This is a genomic window from Streptomyces sp. NPDC029139 (assembly GCF_055564335.1).
The window spans coordinates 694,060-710,022 of the sequence record NZ_JBVHWN010000002.1 but is presented as its reverse complement, the minus strand read 5'-3'; the positions used below and the strand labels follow the sequence as shown (position 1 = coordinate 710,022).

14 protein-coding genes are annotated in these 15,963 nt (G+C 72.5%); 4 read left to right on the top strand and 10 right to left on the bottom strand.

Annotated elements, in window-relative coordinates:
• Nucleotides 1-2: 2 nt before the first annotated feature.
• Entirely contained in the window at nt 3-1,241 is a 1,239-nt protein-coding gene (locus ACZ4VW_RS07390; RefSeq protein WP_467959606.1) for a pyroglutamyl-peptidase I, read from the bottom strand.
• A 77-nt stretch (nt 1,242-1,318) separates the two neighbouring features.
• On the bottom strand, nt 1,319-1,888 hold the full coding sequence (locus tag ACZ4VW_RS07385; protein WP_467959371.1) for a TetR/AcrR family transcriptional regulator: 570 nt from the start codon (nt 1,886-1,888) through the stop codon (nt 1,319-1,321).
• Between the two features lie 151 nt (nt 1,889-2,039).
• Here ACZ4VW_RS07385 and ACZ4VW_RS07380 point away from each other — a divergent pair, with 151 nt between their 5' ends.
• Nucleotides 2,040-4,526, top strand: a complete 2,487-nt coding sequence (locus ACZ4VW_RS07380) for a beta-glucosidase (protein WP_467959369.1) — start codon at nt 2,040-2,042, stop codon at nt 4,524-4,526.
• 47 nt (nt 4,527-4,573) lie between these two features.
• Here the strand turns inward: ACZ4VW_RS07380 and ACZ4VW_RS07375 are convergent, their stop codons facing one another.
• The gene (locus ACZ4VW_RS07375; RefSeq protein ID WP_467959367.1) at nt 4,574-5,503 is read right to left on the bottom strand and encodes an aldose epimerase family protein; all 930 of its coding nucleotides are present in this window, start codon (nt 5,501-5,503) and stop codon (nt 4,574-4,576) included.
• Nucleotides 5,504-5,514: 11 nt separating this feature from the next.
• Nucleotides 5,515-6,414, bottom strand: coding sequence for an SGNH/GDSL hydrolase family protein (locus tag ACZ4VW_RS07370; RefSeq protein ID WP_467959365.1), 900 nt, complete (start codon nt 6,412-6,414; stop codon nt 5,515-5,517).
• Between the two features lie 271 nt (nt 6,415-6,685).
• Here ACZ4VW_RS07370 and ACZ4VW_RS07365 point away from each other — a divergent pair, with 271 nt between their 5' ends.
• Together ACZ4VW_RS07365 and ACZ4VW_RS07360 are read left to right on the top strand one after the other, a co-directional pair.
• A complete protein-coding gene (locus tag ACZ4VW_RS07365) occupies nt 6,686-7,180 on the top strand; it encodes a DUF3145 domain-containing protein (RefSeq protein ID WP_467959363.1) in 495 nt (164 codons plus the stop codon).
• Nucleotides 7,181-7,252: 72 nt separating this feature from the next.
• The gene (locus tag ACZ4VW_RS07360) at nt 7,253-8,812 is read left to right on the top strand and encodes an outer membrane protein assembly factor BamB family protein (RefSeq protein ID WP_467959361.1); all 1,560 of its coding nucleotides are present in this window, start codon (nt 7,253-7,255) and stop codon (nt 8,810-8,812) included.
• Nucleotides 8,813-8,868: 56 nt separating this feature from the next.
• On the opposite strand, the gene fabF is transcribed toward ACZ4VW_RS07360, so the two are convergent.
• The 5 genes from fabF to fasR form a co-directional block, all read right to left on the bottom strand.
• Nucleotides 8,869-10,131, bottom strand: coding sequence for a beta-ketoacyl-ACP synthase II (fabF, locus tag ACZ4VW_RS07355; RefSeq protein ID WP_467959359.1), 1,263 nt, complete (start codon nt 10,129-10,131; stop codon nt 8,869-8,871).
• A gap of 79 nt (nt 10,132-10,210) precedes the next feature.
• Entirely contained in the window at nt 10,211-10,459 is a 249-nt protein-coding gene (locus ACZ4VW_RS07350; RefSeq protein WP_467959357.1) for an acyl carrier protein, read from the bottom strand.
• Nucleotides 10,460-10,524: 65 nt separating this feature from the next.
• Entirely contained in the window at nt 10,525-11,556 is a 1,032-nt protein-coding gene (locus ACZ4VW_RS07345) for a beta-ketoacyl-ACP synthase 3 (protein ID WP_467959355.1), read from the bottom strand.
• Between the two features lie 16 nt (nt 11,557-11,572).
• A complete protein-coding gene (locus ACZ4VW_RS07340; RefSeq protein WP_467959353.1) occupies nt 11,573-12,490 on the bottom strand; it encodes an ACP S-malonyltransferase in 918 nt (305 codons plus the stop codon).
• Nucleotides 12,491-12,579: 89 nt separating this feature from the next.
• Entirely contained in the window at nt 12,580-13,761 is a 1,182-nt protein-coding gene (gene fasR / locus ACZ4VW_RS07335) for a fatty acid biosynthesis transcriptional regulator FasR (RefSeq protein WP_355108543.1), read from the bottom strand.
• A gap of 92 nt (nt 13,762-13,853) precedes the next feature.
• On the opposite strand from fasR, the gene ACZ4VW_RS07330 reads away from it, so the two are divergent.
• Nucleotides 13,854-14,513 (top strand): pirin family protein, encoded by a 660-nt coding sequence (locus ACZ4VW_RS07330; protein ID WP_467959350.1) that lies wholly within the window; start codon nt 13,854-13,856, stop codon nt 14,511-14,513.
• 84 nt (nt 14,514-14,597) lie between these two features.
• Here the strand turns inward: ACZ4VW_RS07330 and ACZ4VW_RS07325 are convergent, their stop codons facing one another.
• Nucleotides 14,598-15,782 (bottom strand): L,D-transpeptidase, encoded by a 1,185-nt coding sequence (locus ACZ4VW_RS07325; protein WP_467959348.1) that lies wholly within the window; start codon nt 15,780-15,782, stop codon nt 14,598-14,600.
• Nucleotides 15,783-15,963: the final 181 nt, after the last annotated feature.

Below are 15,963 nucleotides of genomic sequence, written 5' to 3'. Positions count from 1 at the left end.
GCCTACCGGGAGGCCGCCACCGCGACGATCGCCCGCACCTGGGCGATGATGTCCAGCCGGTTGCGGACGAACTCCGGGTCCGTGACCGCGCCCGTCACCGGGTCGGTGTTGCCCGCGCCGAACCGCAGGACCGGGGTGTGCACATGGCCGCCGGGCAGGTCCCGCAGGCCGAGACGGTCGCGCAGCAGCGTGGCGCGATAGGCGATCTCGTTGGAGAGGTAGTCGCCGCCGCCGCCCGCGCGGGCCGTGGAGCCCGGCGTCGGCCCGTCCGGACGCGCCACGGGAGCGCTCGCCCCGGCCGGGATCTCGGTCACCGCCGTGTTGTCGTACACCGGGAAGGGCCCCGTGTCCGCCGCCACGATCGCGCGGTACGGGAGGGTCGTCGTCGTCCACTGGGGCTGCGTGGCCGGGTCGGCGACCGGGACGGTCTCCGTGCGCGAGAGGTTCTCGTTGTCGGGGAAGCCGCCCCGCCAGGCCCCGTTGAACCGTTCGATGTCGAAGCGGCCGACCCGGCCCTGGCTCACCGTGGTGAACAGGTCCACCGTCGGCAGCTGGTCCCGCAGGGTCCGCTCGACGTCGCCCTCGGCGAAGTCCTGCCAGCGGACGGGGAAGACGGCCGTCTCGATCCGGGCGAGGCTCCCGTCCGCCGTGCGGATCCAGGTGCCGTCCAGGGCGAGCGCGGTGGCGCCGGAGGGATTGCTGATCCGTACGTCCCGGTCCAGCGTGAACGGGTCGAAGCCGGTCATCAGGACGCGCTTCACGCCCTTGCCGGCCGGGTAGCGGATCGAGTCCTGGCCGCGCGAGGAGCGTTCGAGCCGGTCGAGGAGCCGGGCGCGCCCCGTCTCGTCGAGCGCGAACGCCGGCTGCCACGACCGAAGTTCGCGCGTCAGGGCGAGCCGCGCCCAGTACAGCGGGCGATCGTCGTCCTGGCTCAGATCGCCCCGTACGCGACGCCCCTGCGCCCGGTCGACCGCCTCCCGCCAGAGCCGCGCACCGTGCCGCACGGCCGCGCGCTCGGCCTCCTCGTACGACGCGGCGCCGGCGAGCGCCCGGGCGAACTCCGGTGCCACGGAGTCGAATCCACCGCGTCGCAGGATCTCCTGGGGCGCCGCGCGGTCGAGCCGGGCCTCCTCGACCGTGCCGGCCGGCGCACCCCCGTCGGCCGCCGCCGGCGGGGCCGCCAGGACCAGGGAGGCGGTGAGGAGCGCGAGACCGAGCGAGGCATGACGTGTCCGGGACAGCACAGGGGGCCCTCCGTCGGGTCGGGAACCGGCCCGGGGAGTATCCCGCCCCACCCGTAACTCCCGCTACGGGGCGCTCACTTCTCGCTGCCGTACAGCAGCCGGAGGAAGTCGCGGAACGCCGCCGGCATGTCGACCGCGTCCGGGTCCAGGAGCCACTGGTACTGCAGGCCGTCCATCACGGCCGTCATCAGCGGCGCCGCCCGCTCCGGCGTGAGGCCGCCGGGCAGGCGCTCGCCGAACTCCATGCGCAGGACCGTCGCCATCGAGGCGCGGACCTGGGCGTACCGCTCGGTGAAGAACTCCCGCGCCGGATGGCCGTCGGTCACGCTCTCGCCGAGCAGGGCGGAGAAGGTCTGCACGATCCCCGGCCGCATGGCGTTGTACTCCACGAGGGAGTCGAGCAGGTCGAGCCGCCAGCTCTCCTGGCCCCGGCCCCCGCTCGTGTCCCAGGCGTCGCGCTCCTGGAGGACCGCGACGAGCAGGGCCTCCTTGGTGGGGAAGTAGTGCAGCAGTCCCTGCTGGGTGAGCCCGACCCGCTCGGCGACGGAGCCGAGCGAGGCGCCGCGGTAGCCGCGCTCGGCGATCACCTCGAGGGCCGCGCGCAGGATGTCCGCACGCCGTTCCTCACTCCTGGCCCGCACCATCGCCGTGGCCCCCTTCCGTGTCCCTGTCGAAGGTCCTTGTCGAGAGGACCGTACGTCATCCCGCGTATAACGAATATGTAACGTAACCTACCGATCTACAGGTAGGCGAGTCACCATGGCGCCCACAGCACTTCGATGAGGAGGTACGGCCGTGGTGGAGACCAGTGCGGAGACGAGTACGGGAGCGGGCACCCAGTCCGAGGCGGGGGCCGCGGACGGCGTCCGCGAGCAGGCCGTCGAGGCGGCGCTCGCGCGCCTCGACCTGGACGACAAGGCCCGGCTCCTCGCCGGCCAGGACATGTGGTCCCTGCCGGCCCTGCCCGCCATCGGGCTGAAGTCCCTGGTCATGTCCGACGGCCCGATCGGCGTCCGCGGCGTCCGCTGGACCGCCGACGATCCCTCCATCGCCCTGCCGTCCCCGACCGCGCTGGCCGCCTCCTGGGACCCGGCCCTCGCCCGCCGCGCCGGCCGGCTTCTCGCCCAGGAGGCCCGCCGCAAGGGTGTCCACGTCCTCCTCGCGCCCACCGTCAACCTGCACCGCTCACCGCTCGGCGGCCGCCACTTCGAGGCGTACAGCGAGGATCCGTACCTCACCGGCGAGATCGGCACCGGTTACGTCCAGGGCGTCCAGGACGGCGGCGTCGGCACCACGGTCAAGCACTTCGTCGCCAACGACGCCGAGACCGACCGCTTCACCGTCGACAACAAGGTCGCCGCCCGCCCGCTGCGCGAGCTCTACCTCGCGCCCTTCGAGGCCATCGTCAAGAACGCCCACCCCTGGGGCATCATGACCGCCTACAACCAGGTCAACGGCGTGACCATGACCGAGCACCACCACCTCGTCAACGAGGTCCTGCGCGGCGAATGGGGCTTCGACGGAGCCAACGTCTCCGACTGGATGGCCGCCCGCTCCACCGAGGGCGACATCCAGGGCGGCCTCGACATCGCCATGCCCGGCCCGCGGACCGTCTACGGCGAGGCGCTCGCCGCCGCCGTCCGAGCCGGGGAGATCGAGGAGGCCGCGGTCGACACGGCCGTACGGAACGTCCTGCGGCTCGCCGCCCGCGTCGGCGCCCTGGACGGCGCCCCGGCCGTCACCGAGGGGGCCGGCACGCCCGGGACGACGGACGGCGTCGCGCTGGCCCGGGAGATCGCCCGGCGCGGCTTCGTCCTCGTACGCAACGAGGGCGGCGCGCTCCCGCTGAGGAACGGCACCGTCGCCCTCTCCGGAGCCGCCGCCCGCGACGCCCGCGTCCTCGGCGGCGGCTCCGCCCAGGTCTTCCCCGCCCGCACCGTCTCCCCGCTCGACGGCCTCTCCGCCGCCCTCCCCGACGGCGCCCTGACCTTCTCGGTCGGCGCCGACCCCAGCGACGAACTCGCCCCGGCCGACCAGGGCTTCACCCTCCGCGCGATCTGCCGCGACGCCGAGGGCGCCGTCCTCGGCGAGGGCAGCCTTCCCAACGGCCAGGTCCAGTGGATCGGCGACGACCTCCCGGCCGGCGTCACCCACGAGGCCCTGCACTCCATCGAGATCACCGGCACCTTCACCCCGCGCGAGTCCGGCGAGCACTCCTTCGGCACCCGCGGCCTGGGCGCCTTCACCCTCGCCGTCGCCGGCGAGACCGTCTTCGACGGCGCGCAGACGATGGGCCCGGAGACGGACCCCTTCGAGGCGTTCTTCGGCTCCCCGGTCGAGCGCGCCAAGGTCGCGCTCACGGCCGGCGAGCCCGTCGACGTCTCCCTCCGTCACACCCTGAACAAGGAGTTCGCGCCCCCGCTGCCCGCGGTCATGTTCTCCTTCGTCCACCTCGGTCCGCGCCGTGACCCCGACGAACTGATCGCCGAAGCCGTCGAGGCCGCCCGCGCCGCCGACACGGCCGTCGTGGTCGTCGCCACCACCGAGCGCGTCGAGTCAGAGGGCTTCGACCGCAAGGACCTCGCCCTGCCCGGCCGCCAGGACGACCTCGTACGGGCCGTGGCCGCCGCCAATCCGAACACGGTCGTCGTGGTCAACGCCGGCTCCCCGGTCGAGATGCCCTGGCGCGAGGACGTCGCCGCGATCCTGCTCAGCTGGTTCCCCGGCCAGGAGGGCGGCGCCGCGCTCGCCGACGTCCTCACCGGCGACGCCGAGCCCGGCGGACGGCTCCCCACCACCTGGCCCGTGACCCTCACCGACGTCCCCGTCACCGAGGTCGCCCCGACGAACGGTGAACTCGCCTATGCGGAAGGCGTGTTCATCGGCTACCGCGCCTGGGACAAGGCCGGCGCCACCCCCGCCTACGCCTTCGGCCACGGCCTCGGCTACACCACCTGGGTCTACGACTCCCTCGAGGTCACCCCCACCTCGGCGAAGGTCCGCGTCACCAACACCGGCACCCGCACCGGACGCGAGGTCGTCCAGATCTACCTGGCGCCGGCATCGGACCCGGTCGAGCGCCCGGCGCGCTGGCTGGCCGGGTTCGCGTCCGTCGAGGCGGAGGCGGGCACGTCCGTCGAGGTCGACATCCCGCTGCCGAGCCGGGCCTTCGAGATCTGGGACGAGGAGAAGAACGACTGGGCCTTCGTTCCGGGGACGTACGAGGTCAGGGCCGCCCACTCGCTCACCGACGCGCGCCTCACGGCCACGCTGGAGGTCTGAGCCTCATGACCGGCGCCGGGGCGGAACCTGACATCCGCCCCGGCGCCTCAGCGCGTCCCGAAGCGGTACGTCGTCGTGGAGGCGTAAACCTCGCCCGGCCGGAGCACCGCGGACGGGAACTCCGGACGGTTCGGCGCGTCCGGAAAGGCCTGCGTCTCCAGCGCGACCCCGCCCAGCTCCGGGTTCGCGTACACCTGCAGCCCGGGTTCGGTCGTCTCCACGGTCACCGTCCGCCCGGTCCCCGGCGCGTACAACTCGGCGGCCGGACCCCCGTCGTCCAGGACGAAGTTGTGATCGAGGAAGAGATCGAGCGGGCGCCCGGCACGGAAGTCCAGCTCGGTGCCCGCGACCTCCGCGAACGCTCCCGTCGGGATGCCCGTGCCGTCGGTCGGAGTCCAGCGCGAGGCCGCCACCCGCAGCTCCTGCGCCCCGCCGCCGAGATCCCAGTACGAGTGGTTCGTCAGGGCCACCACCGTCGGCGCGTCCGTCTCGGCCCGGTAGTCGATCCGCAGCGCCCCGTCGGGGCCGAGCGTGTACGTCACCGCGACCTCCAGGCGGCCGGGGAAGCCCTCCTCGCCGTCCGGGCTCACCCGGGACAGCCGTACCCCGGACGCGACCTCCTCCGCGGCCCACACCCGCTTGTCGAAGCCCCGCTCCCCGCCGTGCAGGGAGTGCGGCCCGCCGTTGCGGGCCAGCCGGTACGTCGTCCCGTCCAGGATGAAGGAGCCGCCCGCGATCCGGTTGGCGTACCGCCCCACGAGGGCGCCGAAGTACGGCTCGGGGCGCTTCAGATAGCCCTCCAGATCGGGGAAGCCGAGGACCACGCACCCCGGGACACCGTCCCGGTCCGGTGTCTCGACCGACTGGACGATGCCGCCGTACGTCAGCACGCGCACCCGCACCGTGCCCCGCTGGAGGGTCCAGCGCGTGACGTCCGTGCCGTCGACCGAACCGAAGGGCTCACTCGTGATCCTCATGATCCGGAACCCTACGCGGGCGGCTCGGCGGCCGTCACCTGCCGATGGGCGATCTCCGCGAGCCGTGCCTGCCCGTCCCGGCTCGGGTGGAACCAGTCCCACGGGCTGAGCTGCCTGCCGTCGAAGCGGAAGCCGAACACCGCACCGCCGTCGTACCGGCAGCGCGGGTCCTGCGCGCAGACGTCCCGCAGGACCGCGTTGTACGCCACCACCCGGTCCCGCACCAGGGTCCTGCGCCGCTCGGCCGACGCGCTCAGATCCTCCGCGTCGGCGAGCATCGAGGCACAGATCCCCAGCTTCCAGACCTGGCGTCCCATGGGGCTGTCCTTGCCCTGCGCCCACAGCCGCTTCAGGTCCGGCACGCTCGACACGTACACCTGCGCCTTCGGCGCCACCGCCCGCAACCGGGCCAGCGCCGCCCGGAAGTCCGTGCGGAACTCCTCGACCGGCGTCATCAGTTCGGTCCGGTCACGGCAGGCGTCGTTCGCGCCCATCATCACCGCCACCAGCTCCGGCTTCAGGGCGGCGGCCCGCGCCATCTGCTCCGGGAGATCCGCCATCCGCGCCCCGGTCCGCGCCAGGTTCCAGCTGCGCTCCGCCAGACCGGCCCCGCCGATCAGCCGCAGCGCCAGGCTGTTGACCCCGGCGTCCGTGCCGGTGGCCCAGGAGACCTCCGGGCAGTCCGCGAGGACCGAGCAGGCGTCGAAGGCGCGGGTGATGGAGTCACCGACGGCCGCGACGGAGCCGGGGGAGCGGTCCCAGACGGGCGTGGGCTTCGGTGTCGGCTTCGGTGAGGGCGCGGCGGTCGCCCGGGAGCCGGCCGCCTCACACCCCGTCAGCGTGCCCGCGCACAGCAGCAGTGCGGCCGCCGCGGAGGCGACGGCGGTGCGGAAACGTTCTCTGCCGCGCATCCCTCGGCCCCTCCTCCGGCGTCCGTTCGGCGTCCTGGCGAGTGAAAGCTTGGTGTCCAGCCGCCTTCGGACCGACCGTACGTCACCCCAAGGGCGGTGCGGCACGGTAGCTTTTCCCCCGTCGAACCAGAGGCACCTTTGCCAACCGGCTCCGGTAAATTACATCACGTCACATGCTGTCCCTTTTTCGGGGGTTTGTGGAGTTTTGCTCCCGATGCTGTTTACTGAGGCCGCTGGGAAAGGCGAACCTCGTCCCACACTGGAGGTCCCGGTGACGACACGTGGAGTCCTGTACGTACACTCCGCACCGCGCGCGCTGTGCCCGCACGTCGAATGGGCGGTCGCGGGTGTCCTCGGTGCGAGGGTCCAGCTCGACTGGATCCGCCAGCCGGCGTCCCCCGGCACCTGGAGAGCCGAGTTCTCCTGGCAGGGCGAGACCGGCACCGCCTCCAAGCTCGCCTCCGCGCTGCGCGGCTGGCAGATGCTCCGCTTCGAGGTCACCGCGGAACCCTGCCCCACCGCCGAGGGCGAGCGCTACAGCGCCACGCCGGAGCTGGGCATCTTTCACGCCGTCACCGGGATGCACGGGGACATCCTGATCCCGGAGGACCGCCTGCGCGCCGCACTGGCCCGCTCGGTGCGCGGCGAGACGGAGCTCGAGGGGGAGATCGCCAAGCTCCTCGGCAAGCCCTGGGACGACGAACTGGAGCCCTTCCGGTACGCCGGCGAGGGCGCCCCGGTGCGCTGGCTGCACCAGGTCGTCTGAGGGTCCGTACCGGGGCCAGGGGGGTAGATTCCGCCCGGGGCGCGCAGGGGGCGCGCGGGGTGGGGGTGTGTCATGCGGGTGCGCAGGGCGGCCGGGACGGCCGCCGTCGTGCTGTGCGCACCGGTGCTGAGCGCGGCGCTGGTGCTGTTCGCGGGGTTCGTGTACCAGGCGGTGACGGGCCATCTGGCCGGCCGTCTGATCGCCTGGTGCGGCGGTCTGCTGGTGGCGTCGGTCGTGCTGTTCGGTGTGTTCGGTGCGACGCTGCCGGACGAGGGCGAGAACGAGGACGAGGGCGAGGACGTCGTCGGGGGCAAGGTCCAGGACCGCGAGGACGATGTGCCGGCCGAGGAGCGCGCGCCCGCCGGGGCGGACGACGATCTCCCCACCGTGGGCATCGTCCTCGCGTTGCTCGGCCTCGTCGCCGGAGGCGCGGTCGGCATGACCGGGTACGAAGCCCTGCGGCCCCCGGCGGCGACGCGCCCGGAAGGCAGGACCCAGGATCCCTCCACCTCTTCCCCCTCCCCCACCTCTCCCGCCACCGGGGTCGCCTGGAAGGTCCCGGCGGTGGGCGACAGGTACGACCAGGGTCCCGGCGCCTGGGGGCTCGGGGACACCGTCGCCCAGGGCCGGCTCGACGGACTCCACGCGTACGACGTCCGCGACGGCGCCGTGCGTTGGAGCGTTCCCGCACCGGCCCGCGAGGCCCTGTGCGCGATGTCCCCGGACGCGGAGGGGGACGTCGGACTCATCGCGTACGGACGTCACGAGAAGCCCTGCGCGACGGTCCTCGCCGTCCACACCGGCACCGGCAACGTGCTGTGGCGGCAGCCGCTCACGGGCACGGGGCTCGCCGCCGGAGCCCTCGCCGTGGGCGGCTCCACGGCCGTCGTCGCCGAGGAGGGCGCCGTGCGCGGCCGCTCCTCGGAGTCCGGTGAGCAGCGCTGGCAGCGGATCCTGGCGAAGAACTGCGAGGCGCGGGCGGTGGAGGCGACCGAGGCGCGCACGCTCCTCGTCGAGCAGTGCGGGAGCGGCGCGCGGCTGGTCGCCCTGGACACCCGTACCGGCACGGAACACTGGACCCGCGCGCTGCCCGTGGAGTCGGGGGCCGAGGCCCTGGTGGTGTCCGTGGCACCCGTCGTCGTCGCCGTCCACGAGGCCGACACGCGCGGCACGCGCGCCCTGCTCGCCTTCGACGACCGCGGGGCGCCCACGGTGAGCGTGCCCATGGTCGTCCCGGAGGGAAGACTTCTCGTCCGGGGCGGCGGGGATCGTGCGCTGGTCGTCGGCGACCTGCTGATCACGAAGGTCGAGACGAGTTCGTCGGTCTCCGAGAAGGTGGTCGCGCACTCCCTGAAGAACGGCCGAAGGGTGTGGGCGTACGCCTCCGCCGACCGGCTGGTCCAAGCGCTCGCCCCGCAGCCGGACGGCACCGTGGGCGTCCTCGGCCGGGCGCTGGGCGCGGAGATCGTCCTGCTGGACGCCGCCACCGGGACCGTACGCGCCGAGATCGTCCCGAAGGGCGAGAGCGAACGCCTGTCGAACCACCCGGAACTGATCCCGGTCAACGGCGGCCATGCGGTGGTCAACCACATCTCGCTGGACGGCGAACCGGCCGTCTTCGCCCTCCGCTGAGACGCCGAAGGCCCACCCCGAGCCGGGGTGGGCCTTCGCCGTGACGACGAGGTCGGTCAGACCGTGCGGAACGCCAGGACCACGTTGTGGCCGCCGAAGCCGAACGAGTTGTTGATCGCGGCGATCGTGCCCTGCGGCAGCTCGCGCGGCTCGTCGCGGACGATGTCGGCCTCCACGTCCGGGTCCAGCTCGTCGACGTTGATCGTCGGCGGGGCCAGACGGTGGTGGAGCGCCAGGACCGTCGCGACGGTCTCGATGCCGCCCGCGCCGCCCAGCAGGTGACCCGTCATCGACTTGGTCGCGGAGATGGCGACGTGGTCCAGGTCCTCGCCGAGCACCTTGCGCAGCGCCTTGATCTCGGCGACGTCGCCCTGCGGCGTCGACGTGGCGTGCGCGTTGAGGTGGACGACCTCGGAGGGCTTGAGGTCCGTGGAGTCCAGCAGGTTCTGCATCGCGGCGGCGATGCCCCGGCCGGTCGGCTCGGGCTGCGCGATGTGGTGGCTGTCGGCCGACAGGCCCTGGCCGAGCACCTCGCAGTAGACGCGGGCGCCACGGGCCTTGGCGTGCTCCTCGGACTCGAGGATCACCACGCCCGCGCCTTCGCCGAGCACGAAGCCGTCACGGCCCGTGTCGTAGGGACGCGAGGCCTTGGTCGGCTCGTCGTTGTTCTTGGACATCGCCATCATGTTGGCGAAGGCCGCGATCGGCAGCGGGTGGATGGCCGCCTCCGTGCCGCCGGCCACGACCACGTCGGCCCGACCCGTACGGATCATCTCGACGGCGTAGCCGATCGCCTCGGCACCCGACGCGCACGCGGAGACCGGGGTGTGCACGCCCGCCCGGGCGTTCACCTCCAGGCCGACGTTGGCGGAGGGGCTGTTCGGCATGAGCATGGGCACGGTGTGCGGGGAGACACGGCGTACGCCCTTGTCCTTCAGCACGTCGTACTGGTCGAGCAGAGTCGTGACACCGCCGATGCCGGAGGCGATGACCGAACCGAGCCGCTCGGGCGCGATGGTCTCGTCCTCGCCGGCCGGGGCGGTGTAGCCCGCGTCGGCCCAGGCCTCGCGGGCCGCGATCAGCGCGAACTGCGCCGAGCGGTCCAGCTTGCGGGCGAGCGGGCGGGGCAGAACGTCACCCGGGTCGACCGCGGCGAGCGCGGCGATCTGGACGGGCAGTTCGGCGAATCGTTCGCCCTCGAGGGGCTTGACGCCGGAGCGTCCCGCGATCAGACCTTCCCAGGTCGATGCGGAGTCGCCACCCAGCGGTGTGGTTGCGCCGATACCGGTGACGACCACGGTGCGATTGGTCGAGTTCACAGGAATTCTTTCTCCACGTGTGTGATGGTCGAAAAACGGCGCCACCGCCGGGTGGCTGACCGAGTCAGCAGGGGCCGAATCAGCCCTGGTGCTTCAGGATGTAGTCGGTCGCGTCGCCGACCGTCTTGAGGTTCTTGACGTCCTCGTCCGGGATCTTGACCTCGAAGCGCTCTTCGGCGGCCACGACGACCTCGACCATGGACAGCGAGTCGACGTCCAGGTCGTCGGTGAAGGACTTGTCCAGCTGGACGTCCTCGACCGGAATGCCGGCGATCTCGTTCACGATCTCGGCGAGACCTTCGACGATCTCTTCCTGGGTGAAGGCCATGTCGGCGCTCCTTCTGTGATTGCTTCGGTGCTTGGTAACGGGTTTCCGGAAAAGATCCGGTGTGCCTAGGGGAGGGTAACGACCGTCGCGGCGTAGACGAGACCCGCCCCGAAGCCGATGACGAGCGCGGTGTCGCCGCTCTTCGCCTTTCCGGTCGCCAGGAGCCGCTCCATGGCGAGCGGGATCGAGGCGGCCGAGGTGTTGCCGGTGGTCTCGACGTCACGGGCGACCGTCACGTGCTCCGGCAGCTTCAGAGTCTTCACCATCGAGTCGATGATCCGCATGTTCGCCTGGTGCGGAATGAAGACGTCCAGGTCGTCCGCCGAGATGCCGGCGGCGTCCAGCGCCTGCTGGGCGACCTTCGCCATCTCGAAGACGGCCCAGCGGAAGACCGCCTGGCCCTCCTGCGTGATGGCCGGGAACTTGATCTCGCCCTGCTCGTTGAGGGGCAGCTTCGAGACGTCGCCGCCGTGGAACTCGTTCCACGGCACGGTCTGCTTGATCGTCTCCGACTTGTCACCCTCCGAACCCCAGACCGAGGGGCCGATGTGCGGCTCGTCGGAGGGGCCGACGACGACCGCGCCGGCGCCGTCGCCGAACAGGAAGGCCGTCGCGCGGTCCTCCAGGTCGGTCAGGTCGCTCAGTCGCTCGACGCCGATGACGAGGACGTACTCGGCCGAGCCCTCGACGATCATGCCCTTGGCGAGGGTGAGGCCGTATCCGAAGCCCGCGCAGCCGGCGGAGATGTCGAACGCGGCCGGCTTGCCGGCGCCGATCTTGTCGGCGATCTCGGTGGCCACCGCCGGGGTCTGCTTGAAGTGCGAGACCGTCGAGACGATCACGGCGCCGATCTGCTCCGGAGTGATCCCGGCGTCCGCGATGGCCTTGCCGGAGGCCTCGACCGACATCGCGGCCACGGTCTCCTCGGGCGAGGCCCAGTGACGGGTGGAGATACCGGAGCGCGAGCGGATCCACTCGTCGGACGAGTCGATCTTCTCGAGGATCACCTCGTTCGGCACGACGCGGGTGGGGCGGTAGCCGCCGACACCCATGATCCGCGCGTACGGGGCGCCCTTGCTGGGCTTGATCTTCGACATGCTCTACGGCTCCTTCTCAGGCTGCAGGGTGCTCGGCGACGAGCGTGCGGGCCGCGTCGAGGTCGTCGGGGGTCTTCAGGGCGACGGTCGGAACGCCCGGCAGCGCGCGCTTCGCGAGACCGGTCAGGGTGCCACCCGGGCACACCTCGATCAGCGCGGTCGCGCCCAGCGCCCGGAAGGTCTCCATGCACAGGTCCCAGCGGACCGGGTTGGCGACCTGGCCGACGAGGCGCGAGACGACCTCGGAGCCGGTGGAGACGGTCTGGCCGTCCTTGTTGGAGACGTAACGCACCGTCGGGTCGGCGACGGTCAGCTCCTTCGCCGCCGCCTCCAGCTTCGCGACGGCGGGAGCCATGTGGTGCGTGTGGAACGCGCCGGCGACCTTCAGCGGGACGACCCGGCGGACACCTTCGGGCTTGTCCGCCTCCAGGGCGGCCAGCTGCTCCAGGGTGCCGGCGGCCACGATCTGGCCGGCGCCGTTGACGTTGGCCGGGGTCAGGCCGAGCTTCTCCAGGTGCGGGACGGTCACCTCGGGGTCGCCGCCGAGCAGCGCGGACATGCCGGTCTCGGTGATCGCGGCGGCCTCGGCCATCGCCAGGCCACGCGTACGGACGAGACGCAGGGCGGCGGTGTCGTCGAGGACACCGGCGAACGCGGCGGCGGTGATCTCGCCGACGCTGTGCCCGGCGACGGCGCCGGGGGAGACCTCGCCGAGCGCGGCGGCGGACAGCAGTCCGGCGGCGACGAGCAGCGGCTGGGCCACGGCGGTGTCACGGATCTCGTCCGCGTCCGCCTTCGTGCCGTAGTGGACGAGGTCGAGCCCGATGGCGTCGGACCAGGCCGCGAGGCGGTCGGCGGCACCGGGGAGTTCGAGCCAGGGAGTCAGGAAGCCGGGCGTCTGAGCGCCTTGGCCGGGAGCGACGAGTACGAGCACCCTCACACTCTCTCTTGGGGACGGCTCCCGGCGCCCGTGGGGACTAGGACGAAGAACCGTCAGGGGAATTGTCGGTGTTCCACAAAAGTCTAGAGCTGCGAATCTCCGTCGGCCAAGCGCCCCAGGATGAGCGCGATCCGCAGTGTGAAGGCGGAACGGACGTCGGAGGGTGACCAGCCGGTGACATCTGTCACACGTCGAAGCCGGTAGCGCACGGTGTTGGGGTGGACGAAGAGCATCCGCGCGGCACCTTCCAGGCTGCTCGCCTGCTCCAGGTAGACACTCAGTGTTTCCAGCAGCGCCGAGCCCGCTTCCTCCAGCGGTCTGTAGATCTCCTCCACCAGCTGCTCACGGGCCGAAGGGTCCGACGCGATCGCGCGCTCCGGCAGCAGATCGTCCGCGAGGACCGGGCGCGGGGCGTCCTGCCAGGCCGAACACGCCTTGAGCCCGGCGGCGGCGGCCTGCGCGGAGCGCGTCGCCGCGAGCAGGTCGGGGACGACGGGGCCCGCGACGACCGGCCCGGCGGCGTACGGGCCGATCAGGGCCTTCGCGACCGCGAGGGGGTTGTCGTTGCCGCCGGCGATGACGACGAGCCGGTCGCCGAGCACGCCGGTGAGGACCTGGAGCTTGGCGTGCCGGGCCGCGCGGCGGATCGCCTCCACGGTCAGCTCGCTGTCGCCGTCGGGGGCGGTGCCGAGGACGACGCAGACGTGCTCGGGGGAGTTCCAGCCGAGGGCTGCGGCCCGGGAGACGGCGCCCTCGTCGGCCTCGCCGGAGAGCACCGCGTTGACGACGAGGGACTCGAGCCGGGCGTCCCAGGCGCCGCGGGCCTCGGCGGCCTGGGCGTAGACCTGGGCCGTGGCGAAGGCGATCTCGCGGGCGTAGACGAGGAGTGCCTCGCGGAGGATGGACTCGTCGCCGGGGGCGGCGACCTCCTCGATCGCCGTCTCCATGACCTCGATGGTGGTGCGGACCATCTCCACGGTCTGGCGGAGGGTGATGGCGCGGGTCAGCTCACGGGGCGCGGTGCCGAAGACGTCCGTGGAGATGGCCTGCGGGGTCTCCGGGTGCCGGAACCACTCGGTGAACGCGGCGATACCGGCCTGGGCGACCAGACCGATCCACGACCGGTTCTCGGGCGGCATCGCCCGGTACCACGGCAGCGTCTCGTCCATGCGGGCAATGGCGTTGGCGGCGAGCCGCCCGGAGGACTGTTCGAGGCGTTTCAGGGTGGCGGTGTGCGGGTGAGGAGTGTTCGTGGGTTCTGGCACGGGGACAAGACTGCCTTATCGGGACGGCCGGGTGCGGGGTCGGGGCCGTTTCCCCGGGCCGGGGTGCCGCCCCCGGCGGTTACCGTTTCTCCGTGATCCGCATCCAGCGCGCCGGCGACCGCTACCCCGGGGGTGATCCCGCTGCCGGGATCGAGACCCGGCACGCCTTCTCCTTCGGTCGGCACTACGACCCCGACAACCTCCGCTTCGGCGCGATCCTCGCCTGCAACGAGGAGCGGCTCGCTCCCGGCGCCGGGTTCGCCGAGCATCCGCACCGTGACACCGAGATCGTCACCTGGGTCGTCGAGGGGGAGCTGACGCACCGCGACTCGGCCGGTCACACCACCGTCGTCCGGCCCGGGGACCTCCAGCGGCTCAGCTCGGCGGCGGGCGTGCGCCACGAGGAGCGCAACGACGGCGACGAGCCGCTGGTCTTCCTGCAGATGTGGCTCGCCCCGCTGGAGACGGGCGGCGAGCCCTCGTACGAGATCGTGCGCGGCATCGCCGACTCCACCCCGTACGCGCTCCCGGAGGCGGCCTCGATGCTCCACGTCCGCCGCCTGGAGTCCGGCGAACGCACCGCCGTCCCTGACGCGGACCTCGTCCACGTCCATGTGGTGCGGGGCACCGTCCGTCTGGCCGGCGAGGAACTCGCCGCGGGCGACGCGGCCCGCGTCACCGAGGCGCGCGACCTCGCGCTGCTGGCGACCTCGGACGCGGAGATCCTGCTCTGGGAGATGCGGGCGCCCTGACGGAGCCCGGCCGGGGACGGCACCCCCTCCCGAAGGACGGCCAGGACCCCACCCCGACGGGCGCCTTCAGGGGGCACGCTCCCGTCAGCGGGCCACCGCGCTCTTCGCGCGCCACCGCTCCCACGTCACGTTCCACGCCCCGTAGCCGTTGCCCTCCGCCACCACGCCCTTCGTGTCCGCGCCGCGGATCTCGAAGGGGTCGCCCGGGCGGACCTGGGCGTAGAACCACGCGGCGTCGGCGTCGCTCATGCCGATGCAGCCCGAACTGCGGTTCGCCCGGCCGAAGTGCGCCGCGTTCCACGGCGCCGCGTGCGCGTACATGCCCGACCAGGTCAGCCGCATCGAGGAGTCGACCATCTTGTCGTAGGCGTCACCGAGCCCGACCGTCTCCGAGTTCATGTTGATCGTGCCCTCCTTCGCCATCAGCACCGCCGTGCCCCGCCACGACCGCTTGTCGCCGCCCGGCGTGCCGCCCGACACGGGGATCGTGCGCACCGGGCGCCCGTCCCGCTCCAGGACGAGCCGCTTGTTGTCCAGGTCGACCTTGACCACCTGCGCGGCGCCGATCGTGAAGCCCGTGCGGTAGTCCCGTACGAACCAGCCCCCGCCCGAGTCCGTCCCGTCGAGCGTCGCGTCCAGGGTCACGCGCGTCCCCGGCTTCCAGTACTCCCTGGGCCGCCAGTCCACCCGGTCCTTGCCCGACCAGTCCTTGAGCCAGCCCCAGGACCCGACCGTGCCGTTCGACGTCGTCACCCGGAGCTGCTTCTCCACCTCCGCCTTCCGCGTGACCGGCCGGTCGAAGACGATCGACAGCGGCTGCCCGATGCCGACCGTGGTGTCCTTCCCGGGCGCCAGCGTCACCTTGTTGACCTGAGACGCCTTCGCCGTCGTGAACGTCGAACGGGTCGTCGACTCCTTCCCGCCGGCCGTACGGGTCGTCGCCTCCACGCGGTACGACGTGCCCGGCACCGCCTTGCGGTCCGAGACCCAGGAGGTCCCGCCGGACCCGGTACGGCCGGTCAGCACCCCGCCCTCCGCGTCCACGACCTTCACCGCCGTCAGCGTGCCGCCGGCGGCCGTGACCGTCACCGTCCGGCCGGCCGCCGGATTCACCACGGTCACCTTCGCCGGTCCCTCGGCCGGCTTGGCGTCGGCCGGACCGGCGTCGCGGGCCGCACCGCCCACCGCCCCCGACGAACAGGCGGTGAGCGCGCCGCAGAGGGCGACGGCCGCGAGCGTCTGGCGTATTCGGGTACGTACGGGCGACACGGAAGCCTCCGGAAAAGGTATGGGATGCCCGGACTGTAGGACGCGGACAGCACTCCGAACGCTTTGTGACAAGGGCTGAAGAGAAACGGTCATCGTCCGGTCACAGACGACGCGCGGCACGGTCAAAGTGCGCTGTGAGCATCCTGTGCGCCCCCCGACCGAGGGGGCGGAACAAGGAGGC

Bases quoted from the DNA above. Each gene is read 5' to 3' on its own strand.
- ACZ4VW_RS07385 (WP_467959371.1), bottom strand. From the start codon at position 1,888: ATGGTGCGGGCCAGGAGTGAGGAACGGCGTGCGGACATCCTGCGCGCG.
- ACZ4VW_RS07375 (WP_467959367.1), bottom strand. From the start codon at position 5,503: ATGAGGATCACGAGTGAGCCCTTCGGTTCGGTCGACGGCACGGACGTC.
- ACZ4VW_RS07370 (WP_467959365.1), bottom strand. From the start codon at position 6,414: ATGCGCGGCAGAGAACGTTTCCGCACCGCCGTCGCCTCCGCGGCGGCC.
- ACZ4VW_RS07360 (WP_467959361.1), top strand. From the start codon at position 7,253: ATGCGGGTGCGCAGGGCGGCCGGGACGGCCGCCGTCGTGCTGTGCGCA.
- ACZ4VW_RS07350 (WP_467959357.1), bottom strand. From the start codon at position 10,459: ATGGCCTTCACCCAGGAAGAGATCGTCGAAGGTCTCGCCGAGATCGTG.
- ACZ4VW_RS07345 (WP_467959355.1), bottom strand. From the start codon at position 11,556: ATGTCGAAGATCAAGCCCAGCAAGGGCGCCCCGTACGCGCGGATCATG.